The 15,043-nt window shown below is 47.4% G+C and carries 17 protein-coding genes; 10 read left to right on the top strand and 7 right to left on the bottom strand.

Annotated elements, in window-relative coordinates:
- Nucleotides 1-6: 6 nt before the first annotated feature.
- The 3 genes from BC349_RS05885 to BC349_RS05875 are packed head-to-tail and all read right to left on the bottom strand — an operon-like array spanning nt 7 to nt 3,252.
- Nucleotides 7-1,023, bottom strand: a complete 1,017-nt coding sequence (locus tag BC349_RS05885; RefSeq protein ID WP_187255784.1) for a cation diffusion facilitator family transporter — start codon at nt 1,021-1,023, stop codon at nt 7-9.
- Entirely contained in the window at nt 1,023-1,784 is a 762-nt protein-coding gene (locus BC349_RS05880) for a superoxide dismutase (protein ID WP_222840084.1), read from the bottom strand. The genes BC349_RS05885 and BC349_RS05880 overlap by 1 nt, the downstream gene beginning before the upstream one ends.
- 19 nt (nt 1,785-1,803) lie before the next feature.
- On the bottom strand, nt 1,804-3,252 hold the full coding sequence (locus tag BC349_RS05875) for an LptF/LptG family permease (protein ID WP_187255783.1): 1,449 nt from the start codon (nt 3,250-3,252) through the stop codon (nt 1,804-1,806).
- Nucleotides 3,253-3,287: 35 nt separating this feature from the next.
- Between BC349_RS05875 and BC349_RS05870 the strand changes: the two genes are divergently transcribed.
- The gene (locus BC349_RS05870) at nt 3,288-3,884 is read left to right on the top strand and encodes a hypothetical protein (RefSeq protein WP_187255782.1); all 597 of its coding nucleotides are present in this window, start codon (nt 3,288-3,290) and stop codon (nt 3,882-3,884) included.
- On the opposite strand, the gene BC349_RS05865 is transcribed toward BC349_RS05870, so the two are convergent.
- On the bottom strand, nt 3,881-4,261 hold the full coding sequence (locus BC349_RS05865; RefSeq protein ID WP_187255781.1) for an START-like domain-containing protein: 381 nt from the start codon (nt 4,259-4,261) through the stop codon (nt 3,881-3,883). The genes BC349_RS05870 and BC349_RS05865 overlap by 4 nt on opposite strands.
- Nucleotides 4,262-4,574: 313 nt before the next feature.
- On the opposite strand from BC349_RS05865, the gene BC349_RS05860 reads away from it, so the two are divergent.
- The 4 genes from BC349_RS05860 (at nt 4,575) to rimM (ending at nt 8,131) form a co-directional block, all read left to right on the top strand.
- Nucleotides 4,575-5,450 (top strand): sigma-70 family RNA polymerase sigma factor, encoded by an 876-nt coding sequence (locus tag BC349_RS05860; RefSeq protein WP_222840082.1) that lies wholly within the window; start codon nt 4,575-4,577, stop codon nt 5,448-5,450.
- Between the two features lie 83 nt (nt 5,451-5,533).
- Complete coding sequence (gene ffh, locus BC349_RS05855; protein ID WP_187255780.1) at nt 5,534-6,868, top strand: signal recognition particle protein; 1,335 nt, start codon at nt 5,534-5,536, stop codon at nt 6,866-6,868.
- Nucleotides 6,869-6,982: 114 nt separating this feature from the next.
- Nucleotides 6,983-7,423, top strand: coding sequence for a 30S ribosomal protein S16 (gene rpsP / locus BC349_RS20095; protein WP_187255779.1), 441 nt, complete (start codon nt 6,983-6,985; stop codon nt 7,421-7,423).
- Between the two features lie 195 nt (nt 7,424-7,618).
- Complete coding sequence (rimM, locus tag BC349_RS05845) at nt 7,619-8,131, top strand: ribosome maturation factor RimM (protein ID WP_246456791.1); 513 nt, start codon at nt 7,619-7,621, stop codon at nt 8,129-8,131.
- A gap of 10 nt (nt 8,132-8,141) precedes the next feature.
- On the opposite strand, the gene BC349_RS05840 is transcribed toward rimM, so the two are convergent.
- From BC349_RS05840 to BC349_RS05830, 3 genes are all read right to left on the bottom strand, one after another.
- On the bottom strand, nt 8,142-8,720 hold the full coding sequence (locus BC349_RS05840) for a DinB family protein (protein WP_187255777.1): 579 nt from the start codon (nt 8,718-8,720) through the stop codon (nt 8,142-8,144).
- Between the two features lie 91 nt (nt 8,721-8,811).
- Complete coding sequence (locus BC349_RS05835) at nt 8,812-9,405, bottom strand: Crp/Fnr family transcriptional regulator (RefSeq protein ID WP_187255776.1); 594 nt, start codon at nt 9,403-9,405, stop codon at nt 8,812-8,814.
- Complete coding sequence (locus BC349_RS05830; protein WP_187255775.1) at nt 9,402-9,872, bottom strand: hypothetical protein; 471 nt, start codon at nt 9,870-9,872, stop codon at nt 9,402-9,404. Before BC349_RS05830 ends, BC349_RS05835 begins: the two co-directional genes overlap by 4 nt.
- A 151-nt stretch (nt 9,873-10,023) precedes the next feature.
- On the opposite strand from BC349_RS05830, the gene dinB reads away from it, so the two are divergent.
- From dinB to BC349_RS05805, 5 genes are all read left to right on the top strand, one after another.
- A complete protein-coding gene (gene dinB / locus BC349_RS05825; protein ID WP_187255774.1) occupies nt 10,024-11,181 on the top strand; it encodes a DNA polymerase IV in 1,158 nt (385 codons plus the stop codon).
- Nucleotides 11,182-11,240: 59 nt separating this feature from the next.
- The gene (locus tag BC349_RS05820) at nt 11,241-11,879 is read left to right on the top strand and encodes a peroxiredoxin (RefSeq protein ID WP_187255773.1); all 639 of its coding nucleotides are present in this window, start codon (nt 11,241-11,243) and stop codon (nt 11,877-11,879) included.
- Nucleotides 11,880-11,980: 101 nt separating this feature from the next.
- Nucleotides 11,981-13,261 (top strand): metal-dependent hydrolase family protein, encoded by a 1,281-nt coding sequence (locus tag BC349_RS05815; protein ID WP_187255772.1) that lies wholly within the window; start codon nt 11,981-11,983, stop codon nt 13,259-13,261.
- Between the two features lie 60 nt (nt 13,262-13,321).
- Complete coding sequence (locus tag BC349_RS05810; RefSeq protein WP_187256002.1) at nt 13,322-14,242, top strand: hypothetical protein; 921 nt, start codon at nt 13,322-13,324, stop codon at nt 14,240-14,242.
- A gap of 187 nt (nt 14,243-14,429) precedes the next feature.
- Nucleotides 14,430-15,029, top strand: coding sequence for a 3-keto-disaccharide hydrolase (locus BC349_RS05805; RefSeq protein ID WP_187255771.1), 600 nt, complete (start codon nt 14,430-14,432; stop codon nt 15,027-15,029).
- Nucleotides 15,030-15,043 lie beyond the last annotated feature (14 nt).

Genomic DNA, 15,043 nt, shown 5'->3' with positions numbered 1-15,043 from the left:
ACGAAATTAGGCGGTTTTATTTAATGCACCGGTACCCTCAGGCAACTGGTGTTTTATATTGGTCATGATATTTTCTACCGTCCATTCGATTCGCTTTTCAAAAGGGTGCTTTCTGGCAACGCAATCCATTTTGGCACAGATGGCGCAGGAAAAGTCGAGGCAGCCATCGGTGTGAACAAATAATTCGATGCTGTCGCCGAATTCCTGCCTGATCCGCAGATGCAGGGCATCCACTTCCCTATGGGCCTCGTGAACATTCAGGTACCAGGGAACGGTGAGGTGGCAGTCCACATGCAGCACACTACCGTATTTGATCACCCGAAGATTGTGGAGGTCGATCCAGTTGGCAGGACGGTCCTGGTTAAGTTTCAGGACCATTTGTTGCAGTAGTTCCAGATCGGTTTCATCCATGATACCTGCCAGTGATGCCCTTAGTATTTTATAACCGGTGAACATGATGATGAAGCTGAAAACCATGGCCACTATACTGTCGATTATACTGATGCCGGTGAAATAGATCAGTGCAACCCCTACCAGTATGCCGATGGTGGAGTAGGTGTCTGACTGCAAGTGCCGGCCGCTGGCCACCAGGGCCAGTGATTTGTTTTTGGTACCCCTGCGAATGGCGATATATCCCATTAAATAATTTAGCGCACCCGCAATAGCAACCAGTATCATACCATTGTCAAGCTGTTTTAATTCGTGGGGATGGATGAAACTATTGATGCTTTCATATATGATGAAAAGTCCGGCGATGATGATAAGTGTACCCTCAACCGCAGCTGAAATAAATTCTGCTTTGCCATGTCCATAGGGATGGTCCGTATCGCGGGGCTTGGAGGCAACATACAGGCTGTATAGCCCTATGAATCCGGAAACTACGTTCACCGTACTTTCCAGCGCATCGGTCAGGATGGCCACGGAATGGGTAATATAATATGCGAGAATCTTTACAGCAAACAATAAGACCGCAACAATTACCACCCATTTCTGTACCCCAAAGTTTTCCTTTTGCTGTTGCATTATTTCATGGCTGTATCATAGCGCTGGCTGATATAATCCCAGTTTACCAGGTTCCACCAATTGTCCACATAATCGGCGCGCTTGTTCTGGTATTTCAGGTAATAGGCATGCTCCCATACATCAATGCCAAGGATGGGAGTACCTTTTGTACCGGCAACATCCATCAGGGGATTGTCCTGGTTGGGGGTGGAAGTAACCACAAGCTGCTTATCACTCATGAGTACCAGCCATGCCCAGCCGCTGCCAAACCGGTTCTTGGCAGCATCGGCAAACACATTTTTAAAATTCCCGAATGAATTGAATTTTGTTTCAATAGCTGTCAGAAGGGCACCTTCGGGTTTGTTATCCGTGCGGGAAGCGCGCATGCTCTGCCAGAATAACTCATGGTTGTAATGGCCGCCGGCATTGTTGCGGAGCTTCGCGGAAAATTTGGAAATGCGTCCGAATATATCTTCCAGGGGTTTACTGCGATCCACACCTTCAGCCACTGCTGCTTCATTGAGGTTTTTCGCATAGGCGGCAGCGTGTTTGGTATAATGGATCTCCATGGTTGTGGCATCGATATACGGCTCCAGCGCCTTGTAATCGTAGGGGAGCGGCTTCTGGTCAAATCCTGTATGGAACGGGCTGCTGCCGGGTTTGGTGCTGCGGCAGGAGGTAAGGATACTGCTGCCTATCATAGTGCTGCCAATTCCTAAAGCAATGGATGCCTTGGTGCCGTTTGCCAGGAAACTACGCCTTGATTGTTGTTTCATTTTCATACAAGAGGTTTTAATAAAATTATTGCGGTTGTGCCTCACCGCGATTTTTTCTCAGCCGTTCCAGCATTGGGCGGATACGGCGAAAGGCCCTGTAATAAAATTCTTTATTGAATAATTGAGAGTCGTGCATGGCTTTGTATATCAGGAAAACCCCAATAGGAACCAGGATGTAAGTAGCCAGCCACATTCCCCATCCGGCGGGCATTACATCTTCCTTCACAAACTTTTTACCAAAGTTGTTCAGCAGAAAAAAGACCACAAAAAAGATCACCGCGAAAACAAGCGGCGTTCCCAGTCCCCCCTTGCGGATGATGGAACCAAGCGGTGCCCCTATGAAAAACAATACAAGACAGGCAACCGACATGGTGAATTTTTCATGCCAGGCAATCTTGTGAAAACGCAGGCTTTTTGAGCGTGCTTCAAATTCAGATTTATTGATTTCCAGGGTACTTTTAATGATGGACAACTGTGATAAAACCCTTTCATTGGTTTGTGAGAAAACACTGTCGGGGATAATATCATTCATGGAATCAGGCCGGGCTGTTTTTCCCACGGCTATATCCAGGCTGTCTATTTGCCTGGTAAATGCCACATAGGGCCCCAGCTCTGTGGTCAGTTTTTTTCTGAAATTATCGTGTATACGTTCCAGTGAGTCGATGGTAACAGTGAGCTGCCGCACGCTGAGCATCTGGTAATTGTCCTTGAACAGGCTGTCTTCCGTTTTACCCAGCTGCAGGGAACTGAGGTCAAATACTTTTTTGAATTCCTTGAAGCCAAGCCTGATGAACTCAGTGTTCATATTCATTCGGGAACCTCTTTCAGTATAACGCCAGCCATCTATGAGCTTGAATTCCAGGAAGCGCTTGTCATCGGAGACCTTCATCACGCCTTTATTGGCAATAATGATATTGTCCTGCAGGTTATAATCTTTTTCAAAGATGATGATCTCGCGTAGGGTGGAATCATCATCTTCCTTTTTGCCAACCTTGATGGCATAACCCGGGATGTTGGTATAAAAAGAGCCTTCACGCAGGTCAAATGCCGGCTTTTTGTTGATGATATCGTATTTCAACCGGCCCAGTTTAAGGTTGGAAACGGGTAAAATATAATTATTGAAGAGGAATGCCACACCGCTCAGGAGGATGGCTACGACCAGGATAGGACGCATGAAACGAAGCAGGGGGATGCCGGCCGATTTAATGGCCACCAGTTCAAAAGTTTCACCCAGGTTACCAAAGGTCATGATGGAAGAAAGCAGCACGGCCAGGGGAAGGGCAAGCGGAACCACCGTTGCACCCACATATACAATGGCCTGCCCGATAGTACCCAGGTCGAGTCCCTTGCCGACAAAATCATCAATGTACAGCCAAAAAAATTGAAGCACCAGCACAAAGAGGGTGATAAAAAAAGTGGCTATGAAGGGCCCGATAAACGCCTTTAAAATGAGCTTGTCAAGTTTTTTTATCACAGTGAAGCGGAATGATTTCTGAATAACTTTGATCAATGAGTGGCGTAAAAATACAGCTTTCCCCAAAGGAAATAGAAATGGCTTCCGATCCCGGACTGATTTTAACGAAGAACAGGATAATGGAAGGCGTTATGGAGTTATTTGGTGAGGCTGCTGGTTACGCAACTGCCTATGCACAAAGCCATAAAAGCCGGCTTCCGCCTGAGGTGTTTGCACATCCGCCAAAAATTTCCCGGGGAGAACAGTATCGTCATTTTCCCTGGATGATGCTCGATTATCCGCGGGTATTCGATCCGCCCGCAACTTTGGCCATCCGTCATTTTTTCTGGTGGGGACATCATTTTTCAGTGTCCCTGCAGGTTAGCGGAATATTTAAAGAAATGGTGGTAGATCGGAAAGGTTTGTGGCCCGATGATGCCTATATCTGCGTTCATCCATCACCGTGGGAACATCACTTCGGTACTGATAATTACACTCTTTTAAAAGAGCTCAGTACCCAAGAACTTGATGAAATGTTGCAGCAAAAGGATTTCCTGAAGCTTGCGCTTTCACTACCTGTCAGCCAGTGGATCGAAGCGCCGGCTTTCCTGCAACGGTGTTACAGGAGCTGGATGGACCTGCTTATGCGTTAGTTGCCGAGACGATGGAACAGGTCTTTCACCTGGTAACCCCAGAGCTGGCTCTGGTCCTTGATCTCTTTTTTGTCGGCAAAATCATTGATGACCAGTATGGTTTGGTTGGTAACCTCTGATTTTTCAATCCTGAATTCAAAAAATTCGTCTTTCGGTGCATGCAACCAGTGAAAACGAATAAAGCTGTTCTCCTCACTTTCCAAAACCTCCGCTTTATCTATTGAACCATTCCAGGAAAAACTGAAAACCTGGTCTCTTTCGTCCACTTTATCGGCAAACCACTCCTGCAATCCTGCCGGGGTGCTCAGGAATTCATATAAAATCGATGGCGAACACCTTACGGGATACTCCAGTGTATACATTTGTTTCTTACTCATCTCCAATTCATGTCTGTCTTAAGGAATACAATCAATGCAATAATAGAAAATATAATGACGCTGCAAAATAATAGTCCAAGTATTTTTTGTTAAAGGGAAAGAGGGTGAAATCTGAACAGAAATACCGTGAAAACACTGAAAAGCAATGTATTACGTCTGGTTTATTTGGAAAAAGTATACCGGTATGTTAAATTGCTGGCCGGCCATTGACGAAACAGCCCGGGATTTTAATGCAAGAAAATTCTCATTTGTTCGTTTTGCATGGACTGAACCTTGAATTCTTAGAAAAAAATAAACCTCTAAAGCCACACCTATGAGTATGCGTCAACTCAAGATCACCAAATCCATCACCAACCGGGAGTCCCAGAGCCTGGAAAAATACCTGCAGGAAATCGGCAAGGTAGAACTGATCGGCCCCGAGGAGGAGGTTCGCCTCGCCCGCCTGATCAAACAGGGCGATCAGCGGGCACTCGATCGGCTGACCCGCGCCAACCTCCGTTTCGTGGTTTCGGTTTCCAAGCAGTATCAAAACCAGGGATTATCGCTGCCCGACCTGATCAATGAGGGAAACCTCGGACTGATCAAAGCGGCCCAGCGTTTCGATGAGACCCGCGGCTTCAAGTTCATTTCCTATGCGGTTTGGTGGATCCGGCAGAGCATACTGCAGGCATTGGCCGAGCAGAGCAGAATCGTAAGGTTACCCCTGAATAAAGTGGGATTAACGAATAAAATACAAAAGGCTTTTACCCAGTTGGAACAGGAGTTTGAACGCGAACCTTCCCCGGAAGAAGTGGCCGAATTGCTGGATCTCGAGACCGAAGAGGTCTTTGCCTCCATGGGGGTGTCTTCCCGCCATATTAGTATGGATACACCTTTGTCGGAAGGAGAGGAGAATACCATGATGGATGTGCTGGAAAACCCCAACGCAGAGAGAACCGATAAGGGAATTGAACATGATGAGAGCCTGAAGCAGGAAATCAGCCGATCCATGCAGGTGCTGACGGAAAGGCAGAAAGAAGTGATCTGTTATTTCTTTGGCCTGGGGGTAGATCACCCTATGAGCCTGGAGGATATTGGAGAAAAATTTAATCTGACCCGGGAAAGGGTTCGCCAGATCAAAGATAAAGCCATCACCAAACTGAAAACCAATTCAAGATCGCAACAGTTGCGTACTTACCTGGGTGTGTAATCAATCACATCGAGTATATTTGCAATCCATTTTAAGGTGAACATGTTTGTTCACCTTATTTTTTGGGTAAAAATCGCAATGGTATGTTTGAATCATTAAGTGAAAGGCTTGAATCGGCCTTTAAGCAGATAAAAGGGGAAGGCCGGATTACGGAACTGAACGTTGCCGCCACGGTGAAGGATATCCGCCGAGCGCTGGTGGATGCGGACGTGAACTACAAGATCGCAAAGGAATTTACCGATAAGATCAGGGAGAAGGCCATGGGGGAAAAGGTGCTCACAGCGGTGAGTCCCGGCCAGTTGATGGTAAAGATCGTGAAGGATGAACTGGTGGAACTGATGGGGGGTACCGAATCGGAACTCAATGCCAAGGGGAATCCGGCGGTCATTCTGATTGCGGGATTACAGGGTTCAGGTAAGACCACCTTCAGCGGCAAACTGGCCAATTACCTGAAGGGTAAAAAATATTCACCCATGCTGGTGGCAGCAGATATTTACCGCCCGGCGGCCATTGACCAGCTAAAGGTGCTGGGTGGACAGATCGGCGTGGATGTATACAGCGAGCCTGAGAATAAGAATGCAGTAGAGATCGCAAAAAATGCAGTTGCACAGGCGCGCAGCCTGAATAAAAATGTGGTAATCATCGATACGGCCGGCCGTCTCGCCATTGATGAGGCGATGATGACGGAAGTTACCAATGTGAAGAATGCCGTGAACCCGCAGGAGATCCTGTTCGTGGTGGATTCCATGACCGGACAGGATGCAGTCAATACGGCCAGGGCTTTCAACGAGCGGCTTGATTTTACCGGTGTGGTACTGACCAAGCTGGATGGTGATACCCGCGGTGGCGCGGCACTTTCGATCAAATACACTGTGAACAAGCCGATCAAGTTTGTGAGTTCCGGTGAAAAACTTGATACCCTGGATGTGTTTTATCCCGAGCGGATGGCACAACGGATTCTGGGTATGGGAGATATCACTACGTTGGTGGAACGTGCCCAGGCCCAGTTTGATGAGGTTCAGGCGAAGAAACTCGAGAAAAAGATCCGGAAAAACCAGTTCGATTTCGAGGATTTCAAACAGCAGCTGGATCAGATTAAGAAAATGGGTAATATAAAGGATTTGCTGGGAATGATCCCCGGTGTGGGCAAGGCGATCAAGGACATTGACATCAGCGATGATGCTTTCAAGGGCATTGAAGCGATGATCAATTCTATGACGCCGTTTGAGCGTGCAAATCCGGATACCATTGACCAGAGCCGCCGGAAGCGGATTGCGAAGGGGTGTGGAAAGGATATTGCTGATGTGAACGCGTTCATGAAGCAGTTCGAGCAGATGAAGGATATGATGAAAATGATGAATAAGATGCCGATGGGGGGGAAAATGCCCGGACTGGGAGGTGGATTTGGCCGCCGCTAAAGCTTTGCAATAACTTAATAATTATTAAGTTTGTGGAAATAAATAGGATTGCTACTTTTGCACTCCTTATCAACGTTAACCCTATTTGTTCACGCATTTAAATTTTTATTTACGATGCCAGTTAAAATGAGATTGCAGCGTCACGGCTCCAAGAAAAGGCCATTCTACTTTATCGTAGTGGCGGACGCCCGTGCACCGAGGGATGGTAAATTCATCCAGAAGATCGGTACTTACAACCCCCTGACAGTTCCGGCCAGTATTCAGTTAGACCGCCAGCGCGCGCTGGATTGGCTGCACAAAGGTGCAGAGCCTACTGACACTGTTCGTCGTATCCTGTCTTTCAAGGGCGTATTGTACCTGAAACACCTGCTGCGCGGCGTGAAACTGGGCTTGTTCGATGAAGTTACTGCTATGCAGAAGTTTGAAGTATGGCACAAAGAACACGAAGCTCAGATCAAGAAGCGAAGCGATGAGAACCGTCAGCAGCGCCAGCAGCGTCGTTATCCGACAGCGCCCCGCAGGCCGCAGCCCCGTCAGGAAGGTGGTGCTGAGTAATTGATTGATTCGATTAACTCGGAATAAAGATCCCGGTACATCAGTGCCGGGATTTTTTTTAGGGATATAGGTGCAGGTATTTAGGTGTCTGACATGTGGTGTCTGACATCTATGGTTTCTGAATCCGGTAATCTAAGATGTCAGACACTACATGTCAGACACCACATGTCAGACACCTTTTGTAATTTTGTCGAGATGAACTACAACAGCATTGGAAAGATTGCCGCCGCACATGGTGTGAATGGTGAACTTATATTAAAGCATGCTCTGGGAAAGAAAACATCTCTCAAAGGATTGGAAACGATTTTCATCGAGGCACATAAGGGTGAGTTCCTGCCATATTTTGTGCACTCATCCCGCATGAAAACAGAGACGGAAGTTTACCTTCAGTTAGAAGGCGTCGCCACCCGCGAACAGGCGCAAAAACTGGTATCAAAAGAGGTTTGGCTGGCCGAACAAGATTTCCAGCTTTATGCCGCAAAAACTGCATCCATCTCCCTGCTTGGATTCCATATTATCACAGACGGTAAAGATTTAGGTGAAATACTGGAAGTGATTGAGCAACCCCACCAGGTATTGTGCCGCATAGACCTGAATGGGAAGGAAGCCCTGATACCCGTACACCAGGGTTCACTGGTGAGCATGGACCAGCAAAAAAAGCAGGTTGTGCTTGATTTGCCGGAGGGATTACTGGAGATTTATGCGTGAGGGTCCAACCTCATAGCGTTAACGTTACCGGATACCGCTCCAGTAAATTTTCGATTTGCACCCAATGCCTGTTATTGTGCGCAACGATAAAGGCAAATACGTCCCCAAGTTTCAATTTGATAAATGGTGCTATCGAAATGGGTACCCTGATCTTGTTAAGGTTTACATTTTCTGACCGCTCAATCAGTAAACCAAGTTTGCGCTGCCATTGAAGAAACTCGCTGATAACCAGCCTGCCATCCAGTTCGGGAGACGGTGAATGGTTTTTCATCGCCTTCATTTTGTTTGCCACCCGGCCGTTCCTTGGTTGCATTGTACGGGTGAAATAATTCCCCAGAAACCCCGGCTTGAAATACTGATTCGGGCCGGTGGCTGATTTTTCAAGTAAAGTTTCGATCCTGGGTAGGTAATAACGGTAATAGGTATTGAGGTGTTCCAGCACCTGGAGGGTGTTCCACCTCCCCATGCCATCATTCATTTCAAGTAATTCCATCGGGGTGTGATTTCCGATGTTTTCGATTTGGTCCAGCAGGAAAAGGCTTTTTGCCCTGAGTTTGCTGAGTAACTCCGAACTGTTGATTGGTTTCATTTCTTATTATTTACTGACAAAACTATTCTGCCGCCAATAAACAATTCTTGGTCCACACCAAGATTTCCTTCTACCCTGCTCTTCTCAGCCCTCACTCTATCCTTACACTCCCCAGCAACTTGCTGAACGTAGTGGCATCAATGCCCAGGTAGGATGCCAGGTATTTATGGGGTACGATCTGCAGGATGTGAGGACTTCTTTTTAGCAGGGTCCGGAATTTTTCCTCTGCGCTGTAAACCATCAGTTCGATCTGCCTTTCCAGGATACCACTGGTGGTAATACACAATGAACGGTAGACCAGTTCTGCAATGGCCGGATGGCTGCGCCTGCAATGTTCCACCTGCTGCCAGGAGGCCCTGAGGAAACTGCTGCTGGTTAATGCCTCCAGGTAATATTTTGATGGTTGCTGTAAAAGGAAGGAATCAATGATGCCCGAAAAGGAGTTGGGATAGGTGAACACGATAGTGGCTTCTTTTGTGTCATGTAGGTGAAATCCGCGCTGGACACCTTCTGTAACCCAGTATAAATATTTCTCCACTTCACCTGCTGCTGTAATTACTGATTTTCGTTTATGGGTTACAGGTAGCCATATTTTACTGAACGCCTCCCATGCTTCATTGTCTAAGGGATATACAGCTGTTAACTGCCGGCGCATGGCCTCTAATGGATCTATTGCCTGAATCATTTGATTTCTGATTGTATAAAATCAGCTGCCAGTTTCAGCCTGAAATATAAATTACTCAGCATAAGGGCTGTATTGTTTCGCAGGTTTTTTACCGTTCCGCCATTCATCCTTTGCAATGTCCGCAACTCTTCGATCTTTTCATCGATCTTGTCAAACAATTCTTCGAGGCTCCACCCCTGGTAGCGACGGTTCCTTTCATCCAGGATATGGTAGGGTTCAATTTTTCCTGCTTTGAGTTTATTGAATTTGAAATTGGCAGTGATGGCCGATTTGTAGGCATCATTTGTCAGGTGGCCAATCAGGGTATCTTCCGGGAAACTGTTCAGGTACCCGTTTTTGAAGACGTTCAGGTTATGCTGAAGTTCGCGCAATACCTGTTTTTTCTGCACATCATTAGTGGCTGATTTCGTTTGTAAAAAACTGATCAGCTTTTCCAGAGGCCCAAGCCCCGCTTTTAACCATTCCATCCCTTAAAAATAAGTTTTTCACCCGTCGGGTGGCACCCGACGGGTGAAAACTGGCTGAACTAGACAATTACTTCTTAATTATTTGATTTTCAATAGTAATATTTCGCACCCGTCGGGTGCCACCCGACGGGTGAAATGAGTATTTTTGGAAATGCCGGAGCCGCAGAGATTGATCGCGCATTTTGACCTGGATGCATTTTTTGTATCAGTAGAGTGTCTGAATGACCCTTCATTAAAAGGAATCCCCCTGGTTATAGGCGGACAGGGAGACCGCTCGGTAGTGGCCGCCTGTAGTTATGAGGCCCGGAAATATGGTATCCACTCGGCCATGCCTATGCGCACGGCCCAAAAAATGTGCCCGCACCTCAAGATCGTCAGCGGCACAAGAAGCGAATACAGCAAATATTCACGCATTGTCACCGAACTCATTGCCGGAACTGCCCCGGTTTTCGAAAAGGCTTCCATCGATGAATTTTATATAGACCTTACAGGCATGGACCGATTCTTCAAACCCCTTGCCTGGACACAGGAACTAAGGCAAAAGATCATCGATACCACCAGACTCCCGATCTCCTTCGGTATGGGAGCAAACAAAATGATCGCTAAAATTGCGACAGATGAAGCCAAACCCAATGGCTGGCTTTTTGTGGAACCGGGTACAGAAACCGAATTCCTCGACCCGATGAAGGTGAACAAAATACCAGGAGTGGGAGAACAGACCTACCGCGACCTCCTTCAATTGGGTATTGAAACCATCCGGGAACTCAGGCTGGCCAATCCGGATTTGCTGGCCCGGTATCTTGGAAAATATGGAACAGAACTCTGGAAAAAGGCACATGGTATCCATACAGGCGGTGTTACACCTTACCAGGAAGCCAAATCGGTTTCCACGGAAACAACCTATGACCAGGATATTTCTGACCCCGAATTCCTGTTGCGTGAACTGGTCCGGATGACAGAAAAACTGGCCTTCGAACTGCGGCAGGATAACAAAATGTCGGGCTGCATAGCAGTAAAAATCCGCTATCCCGACTTCGAAACCACTTCCCGGCAAACCTCCATTCCCTACACATTTTATGATGATGAACTGCTGCCCCAGGCAAAAATGATTTTTCAACAGCTTTACCGGAAAGGAAAGGCTGTAAGACTGCTGGGGGTGAAACTAAGTGAACTGACCGCGGAAGCCAGGCAATCCAACCTGTTCCAGGATGTCAACCGGAAAGCTGAATTATACAAAGCGATCGATTCGGTAAAGAATCAGTTTGGCAGGACCGCAATCAATAAAGCAGGCGGGCTAAATAATATGTAATTCCTATCGGAATAATAGGAAATTAATTATCTTAGCCCCCATCCTTAAAATTTCAGCTTATGAGTTTACATCTTGGCGATATAGCGCCAAATTTCAAAACGATTACCACTGAAGGGGAAATCGATTTCCATGAATACCTCGGCAACAGTTGGGGCGTTTTATTTTCTCACCCGGCAGACTATACGCCCGTTTGTACAACCGAACTGGGAAAAACCGCCCTGCTGAAACAGGAGTTTGAAAAACGTAATGTCAAAGTTCTTGCCCTGAGTGTTGATCCGCTCGATAAGCACCTGGACTGGCGTAATGATATCAACCAAACCCAGCACTGCACAGTGGATTTCCCGATCATTGCGGATGAAAACAGGGAAGTTGCCAATCTGTATGACATGATCCACCCAAAAGCTTCGGAGACTTTCACAGTCCGTTCATTGTTTGTTATCGGACCTGATAAAAAGATCAAACTTATGATTACCTACCCGGCATCAACCGGCCGTAATTTCTATGAAGTATTGCGGGTGATTGATTCCCTCCAGCTGACGGCCAACTACAGCGTTGCTACTCCGGCCGACTGGAAGTCAGGGGATGATGTAATCGTGGCACTTTCTGTTAATACCGAAGAGGCCATTAAAAAATTCCCCAAAGGTGTAAATGTGGTGAAACCTTACCTGCGATTTACACCCCAGCCAGATACCGTGTAAAGCACACAAATGAACAAACAGTCAGTTTAAATAAAAAATCCCGGTGAGCCTGTCACCGGGATTTTTTTGTAAGTTACAACCTTCAAAACACCCCAGGCTGTATGAAAAAACTCTGTATCGTAGCCCTCCTGGCAGGCAGTTCCCTGCTTGGTCATGCCCAAAAAACCTTTTTACATTGCGGGCAGCTGGTAGACGTGAAAGCCGGCAAAATCCTGACATCCATGACCATCATTGTGGATGGAAAAACAATTTCAGATGTTCGTAACGGTTATGTACAACCGACGCCAACAGATAAACTCATTGACCTTAAAAACCGAACGGTGATGCCCGGGCTCATTGATATGCACGTACACCTGGAAGGAGAAACAAAAAAGGGCGGCGCTGCAGACAGGTTTATCCAGAATCCTGCCGACATAGCGTTTGAATCACTCAATTATGCAAAGCGCACCTTACTGACTGGTTTTACCACGGTTCGCGACCTGGGTGGAAGCGGTGTTAATATTGCCTTACGCAATGCCATCGCAAAAGGCCAGGTAGCCGGACCAAGAATATTTACATCCGGTAAATCGATCGCTACAACAGGTGGTCATGCGGATCCCACAAACGGATTCAGGAAAGACCTTATGGGGGATCCCGGTCCGCGGGAAGGAGTGATCAATGGAAGCGCTGATGCCTACCAGGCGGTTCGGCAGCGGTATAAAGAGGGTTCCGACTGTATCAAAATTACCGCTACCGGCGGCGTGCTCAGTCAGGCAAAGGATGGTTCCAATGCCCAGTTTACGGAAGAAGAGGTAAAAGCGATTGTTGGCGCTGCTAAGGACTATGGTTTCAAGGTTGCGGCCCATGCGCATGGAGCGGAAGGCATCAAGAGGGCCGTCCGCGGCGGGGTAAATTCCATTGAACATGGTACCTTCCTCGATGATGAAGGCATCTCCCTGATGAAACAATACGGCACCTGGTTGGTTCCTACCATTACTGCAGGAAAATCTACGGCCGACAGTGCAAAGATTCCGGGTTATTATACAGATATCGTAACCCCCAAGGCCCTGGCTACCGGCCCGCAGATCCAGGCAACATTTGCCAAAGCATTTAAAGCCGGAGTGAAAATTGCTTTCGGTACGGATGCAGGCGTTTTTGCGCACGGTAAGAACTGGATGGAATTTGTGTATATGCATGAAGCAGGCATGCCCGTAATCGAAGCTATCCAGTCCGCCACTGTTGGCGCAGCAGAATTACTGGGTGCCAGTGAGCAGCTGGGTTCCATTGAAAAAGGTAAGCTGGCAGATATCATCGCCGTAGAAGGTGATCCTGTTAAGGACGTGAAAGCAATGGGCCGTGTAAGCTTCGTTATGAAGGAAGGCAAAGTATTCAAACCGGAATAAGGGGGTGTCTACATACTTTAGATGGAGAATATTCGTATATATACATAGAAATTTCCCGATATGAAAAAGTGTAACCTTCTCCCGGTCCTGGCGTCTGTCATGCTGCTGGCATCCTGTGACCAGAGTTTACCCCGCACGGATCTGTCTGCAAGCGGCCAGTATTTCCCGGGACTAAGGGGAACGGCACCCGTATCGGGCGGACAATTAAACCCTGCACATGGCATGCCGGGGCATCGTTGTGATATTGCTGTCGGGGCGCCACTTGCCAATGCGGGGGTAGCTCCCCTTCAATCAGGTTCATCCCTTCAATCAGGCCCCTCCCTTCAATCAGGTTCATCCCTGTCTTCAACCGGTATGAATAATCTTCCGGCAGTTAGTGCTCCAAACCTGGCCTCACTGGTGAATAAACCATTGAACCCGGCAGGTCAATCACTGCCTGTGATGCAGCAGCCAACAACTCCCGTTCCGGTTTCAGCAGTTTCACAGGGCCTTAACCCAAAACATGGAGAACCCGGCCATCGCTGCGATATCGCGGTAGGTGCACCTCTCAATAGCGCAGCTTCAAGCACCAACACAACCACAACTGCTAACCCTGTTGCCATACCAGCGAACAATTCCATTACATTAAACCAGAATAATAGTGCCGGTATCAAAACTTCAGCGGGATTGAATCCAAAACACGGGGAACCCGGGCATCGGTGTGATATTGCCGTGGGTGCACCGCTCAATTCAAAACCTGTTGGCTCTAACCCGCCGGTTAAACCTGCTCTCACCCCGGCAACTGCCAATCCGGGCAGTTCATCCAATCTGACCACCTCTCCTGCGCCACTTGCTTTGATATCTGATACTGTGGTTGCCAATACAAATTTCCAACCCAATACAACTTCTTCAACCACCGGATTGAACCCGAAACACGGAGAACCAGGTCATCGTTGTGATATCGCGGTAGGCGCACCCCTCAACAGTAAAACCAATCAATAATCATCCCCGGAAACCCTAAACCGGAAAGTTTTTTCTGCCACCTGTTTAGCTGATTGCGTTTAATGACATTGTCCGGATGCCTGCGCCATCTAAATAAAACATGTACGCAATCGATTGATATTGCCCGCTATCCCGTTTTACCTATTTTGTTATTCAAATTGTATGATTCATTCATTAAATTGAGCGAATGAAATACCTATATATCGCATTGCTTGCACTCGTAACGACCGCCGGCTTACAGGCGCAGAAAACCAAATCACTTTTTAATGGCAAAAACCTGAAAGGGTGGACCGTTCATGGTACCGAAAAATGGTATGTGGAGAACGGCGAACTTGTTTGTGAAAGCGGGCCGGACAAACAGTACGGTTATCTTTCCACGAAAAAGCCCTACAAAAATTTTGAGCTGAACGTTGAATTCAAACTGGAAGCAAACGGAAACAGCGGCATCTTCATCCGTTCCGGAATCGAAGGCACCAAGATCAGCGGCTGGCAGGTGGAAGTGGCCCCCAAGGGTAAACATTCCGGAGGAATTTATGAGTCTTACGGACGCGGCTGGCTCATCAAACCACAACCCGAGGACGAACAGTGGCTCGATATGGATGGCTGGAATAAAATGCGCATCCTGGTGGTAAACGATGTAGTGACTACCTGGCTGAACGGTCACCAGATCGTTGAGTTGAAGGATGAGAAGATCGGCGCCGGTAACGGCTTTATCGCCCTGCAGATCCATGATGGGGGCGGCATCAAAGTGCGCTGGAAAAACATCCGCATCCAGGAAAAGAAATAACACACAATACCAAA

Source organism: Flavihumibacter stibioxidans (assembly GCF_014332695.1).
Lineage (GTDB): Bacteria > Bacteroidota > Bacteroidia > Chitinophagales > Chitinophagaceae > Flavihumibacter > Flavihumibacter stibioxidans.
The sequence above is the reverse complement of the archived record's forward strand: the minus strand, read 5'-3'. Positions and strand labels throughout refer to the sequence as shown.

Bases quoted from the DNA above. Each gene is read 5' to 3' on its own strand.
- BC349_RS05885 (WP_187255784.1), bottom strand. From the start codon at position 1,023: ATGCAACAGCAAAAGGAAAACTTTGGGGTACAGAAATGGGTGGTAATT.
- BC349_RS05880 (WP_222840084.1), bottom strand. From the start codon at position 1,784: ATGAAAATGAAACAACAATCAAGGCGTAGTTTCCTGGCAAACGGCACC.
- BC349_RS05870 (WP_187255782.1), top strand. From the start codon at position 3,288: ATGAGTGGCGTAAAAATACAGCTTTCCCCAAAGGAAATAGAAATGGCT.
- BC349_RS05865 (WP_187255781.1), bottom strand. From the start codon at position 4,261: ATGAGTAAGAAACAAATGTATACACTGGAGTATCCCGTAAGGTGTTCG.
- BC349_RS05860 (WP_222840082.1), top strand. From the start codon at position 4,575: ATGAGTATGCGTCAACTCAAGATCACCAAATCCATCACCAACCGGGAG.
- ffh (WP_187255780.1), top strand. From the start codon at position 5,534: ATGTTTGAATCATTAAGTGAAAGGCTTGAATCGGCCTTTAAGCAGATA.
- rpsP (WP_187255779.1), top strand. From the start codon at position 6,983: ATGCCAGTTAAAATGAGATTGCAGCGTCACGGCTCCAAGAAAAGGCCA.
- rimM (WP_246456791.1), top strand. From the start codon at position 7,619: ATGAACTACAACAGCATTGGAAAGATTGCCGCCGCACATGGTGTGAAT.
- BC349_RS05840 (WP_187255777.1), bottom strand. From the start codon at position 8,720: ATGAAACCAATCAACAGTTCGGAGTTACTCAGCAAACTCAGGGCAAAA.
- BC349_RS05835 (WP_187255776.1), bottom strand. From the start codon at position 9,405: ATGATTCAGGCAATAGATCCATTAGAGGCCATGCGCCGGCAGTTAACA.
- BC349_RS05830 (WP_187255775.1), bottom strand. From the start codon at position 9,872: ATGGAATGGTTAAAAGCGGGGCTTGGGCCTCTGGAAAAGCTGATCAGT.
- dinB (WP_187255774.1), top strand. From the start codon at position 10,024: ATGCCGGAGCCGCAGAGATTGATCGCGCATTTTGACCTGGATGCATTT.
- BC349_RS05820 (WP_187255773.1), top strand. From the start codon at position 11,241: ATGAGTTTACATCTTGGCGATATAGCGCCAAATTTCAAAACGATTACC.
- BC349_RS05815 (WP_187255772.1), top strand. From the start codon at position 11,981: ATGAAAAAACTCTGTATCGTAGCCCTCCTGGCAGGCAGTTCCCTGCTT.
- BC349_RS05810 (WP_187256002.1), top strand. From the start codon at position 13,322: ATGAAAAAGTGTAACCTTCTCCCGGTCCTGGCGTCTGTCATGCTGCTG.
- BC349_RS05805 (WP_187255771.1), top strand. From the start codon at position 14,430: ATGAAATACCTATATATCGCATTGCTTGCACTCGTAACGACCGCCGGC.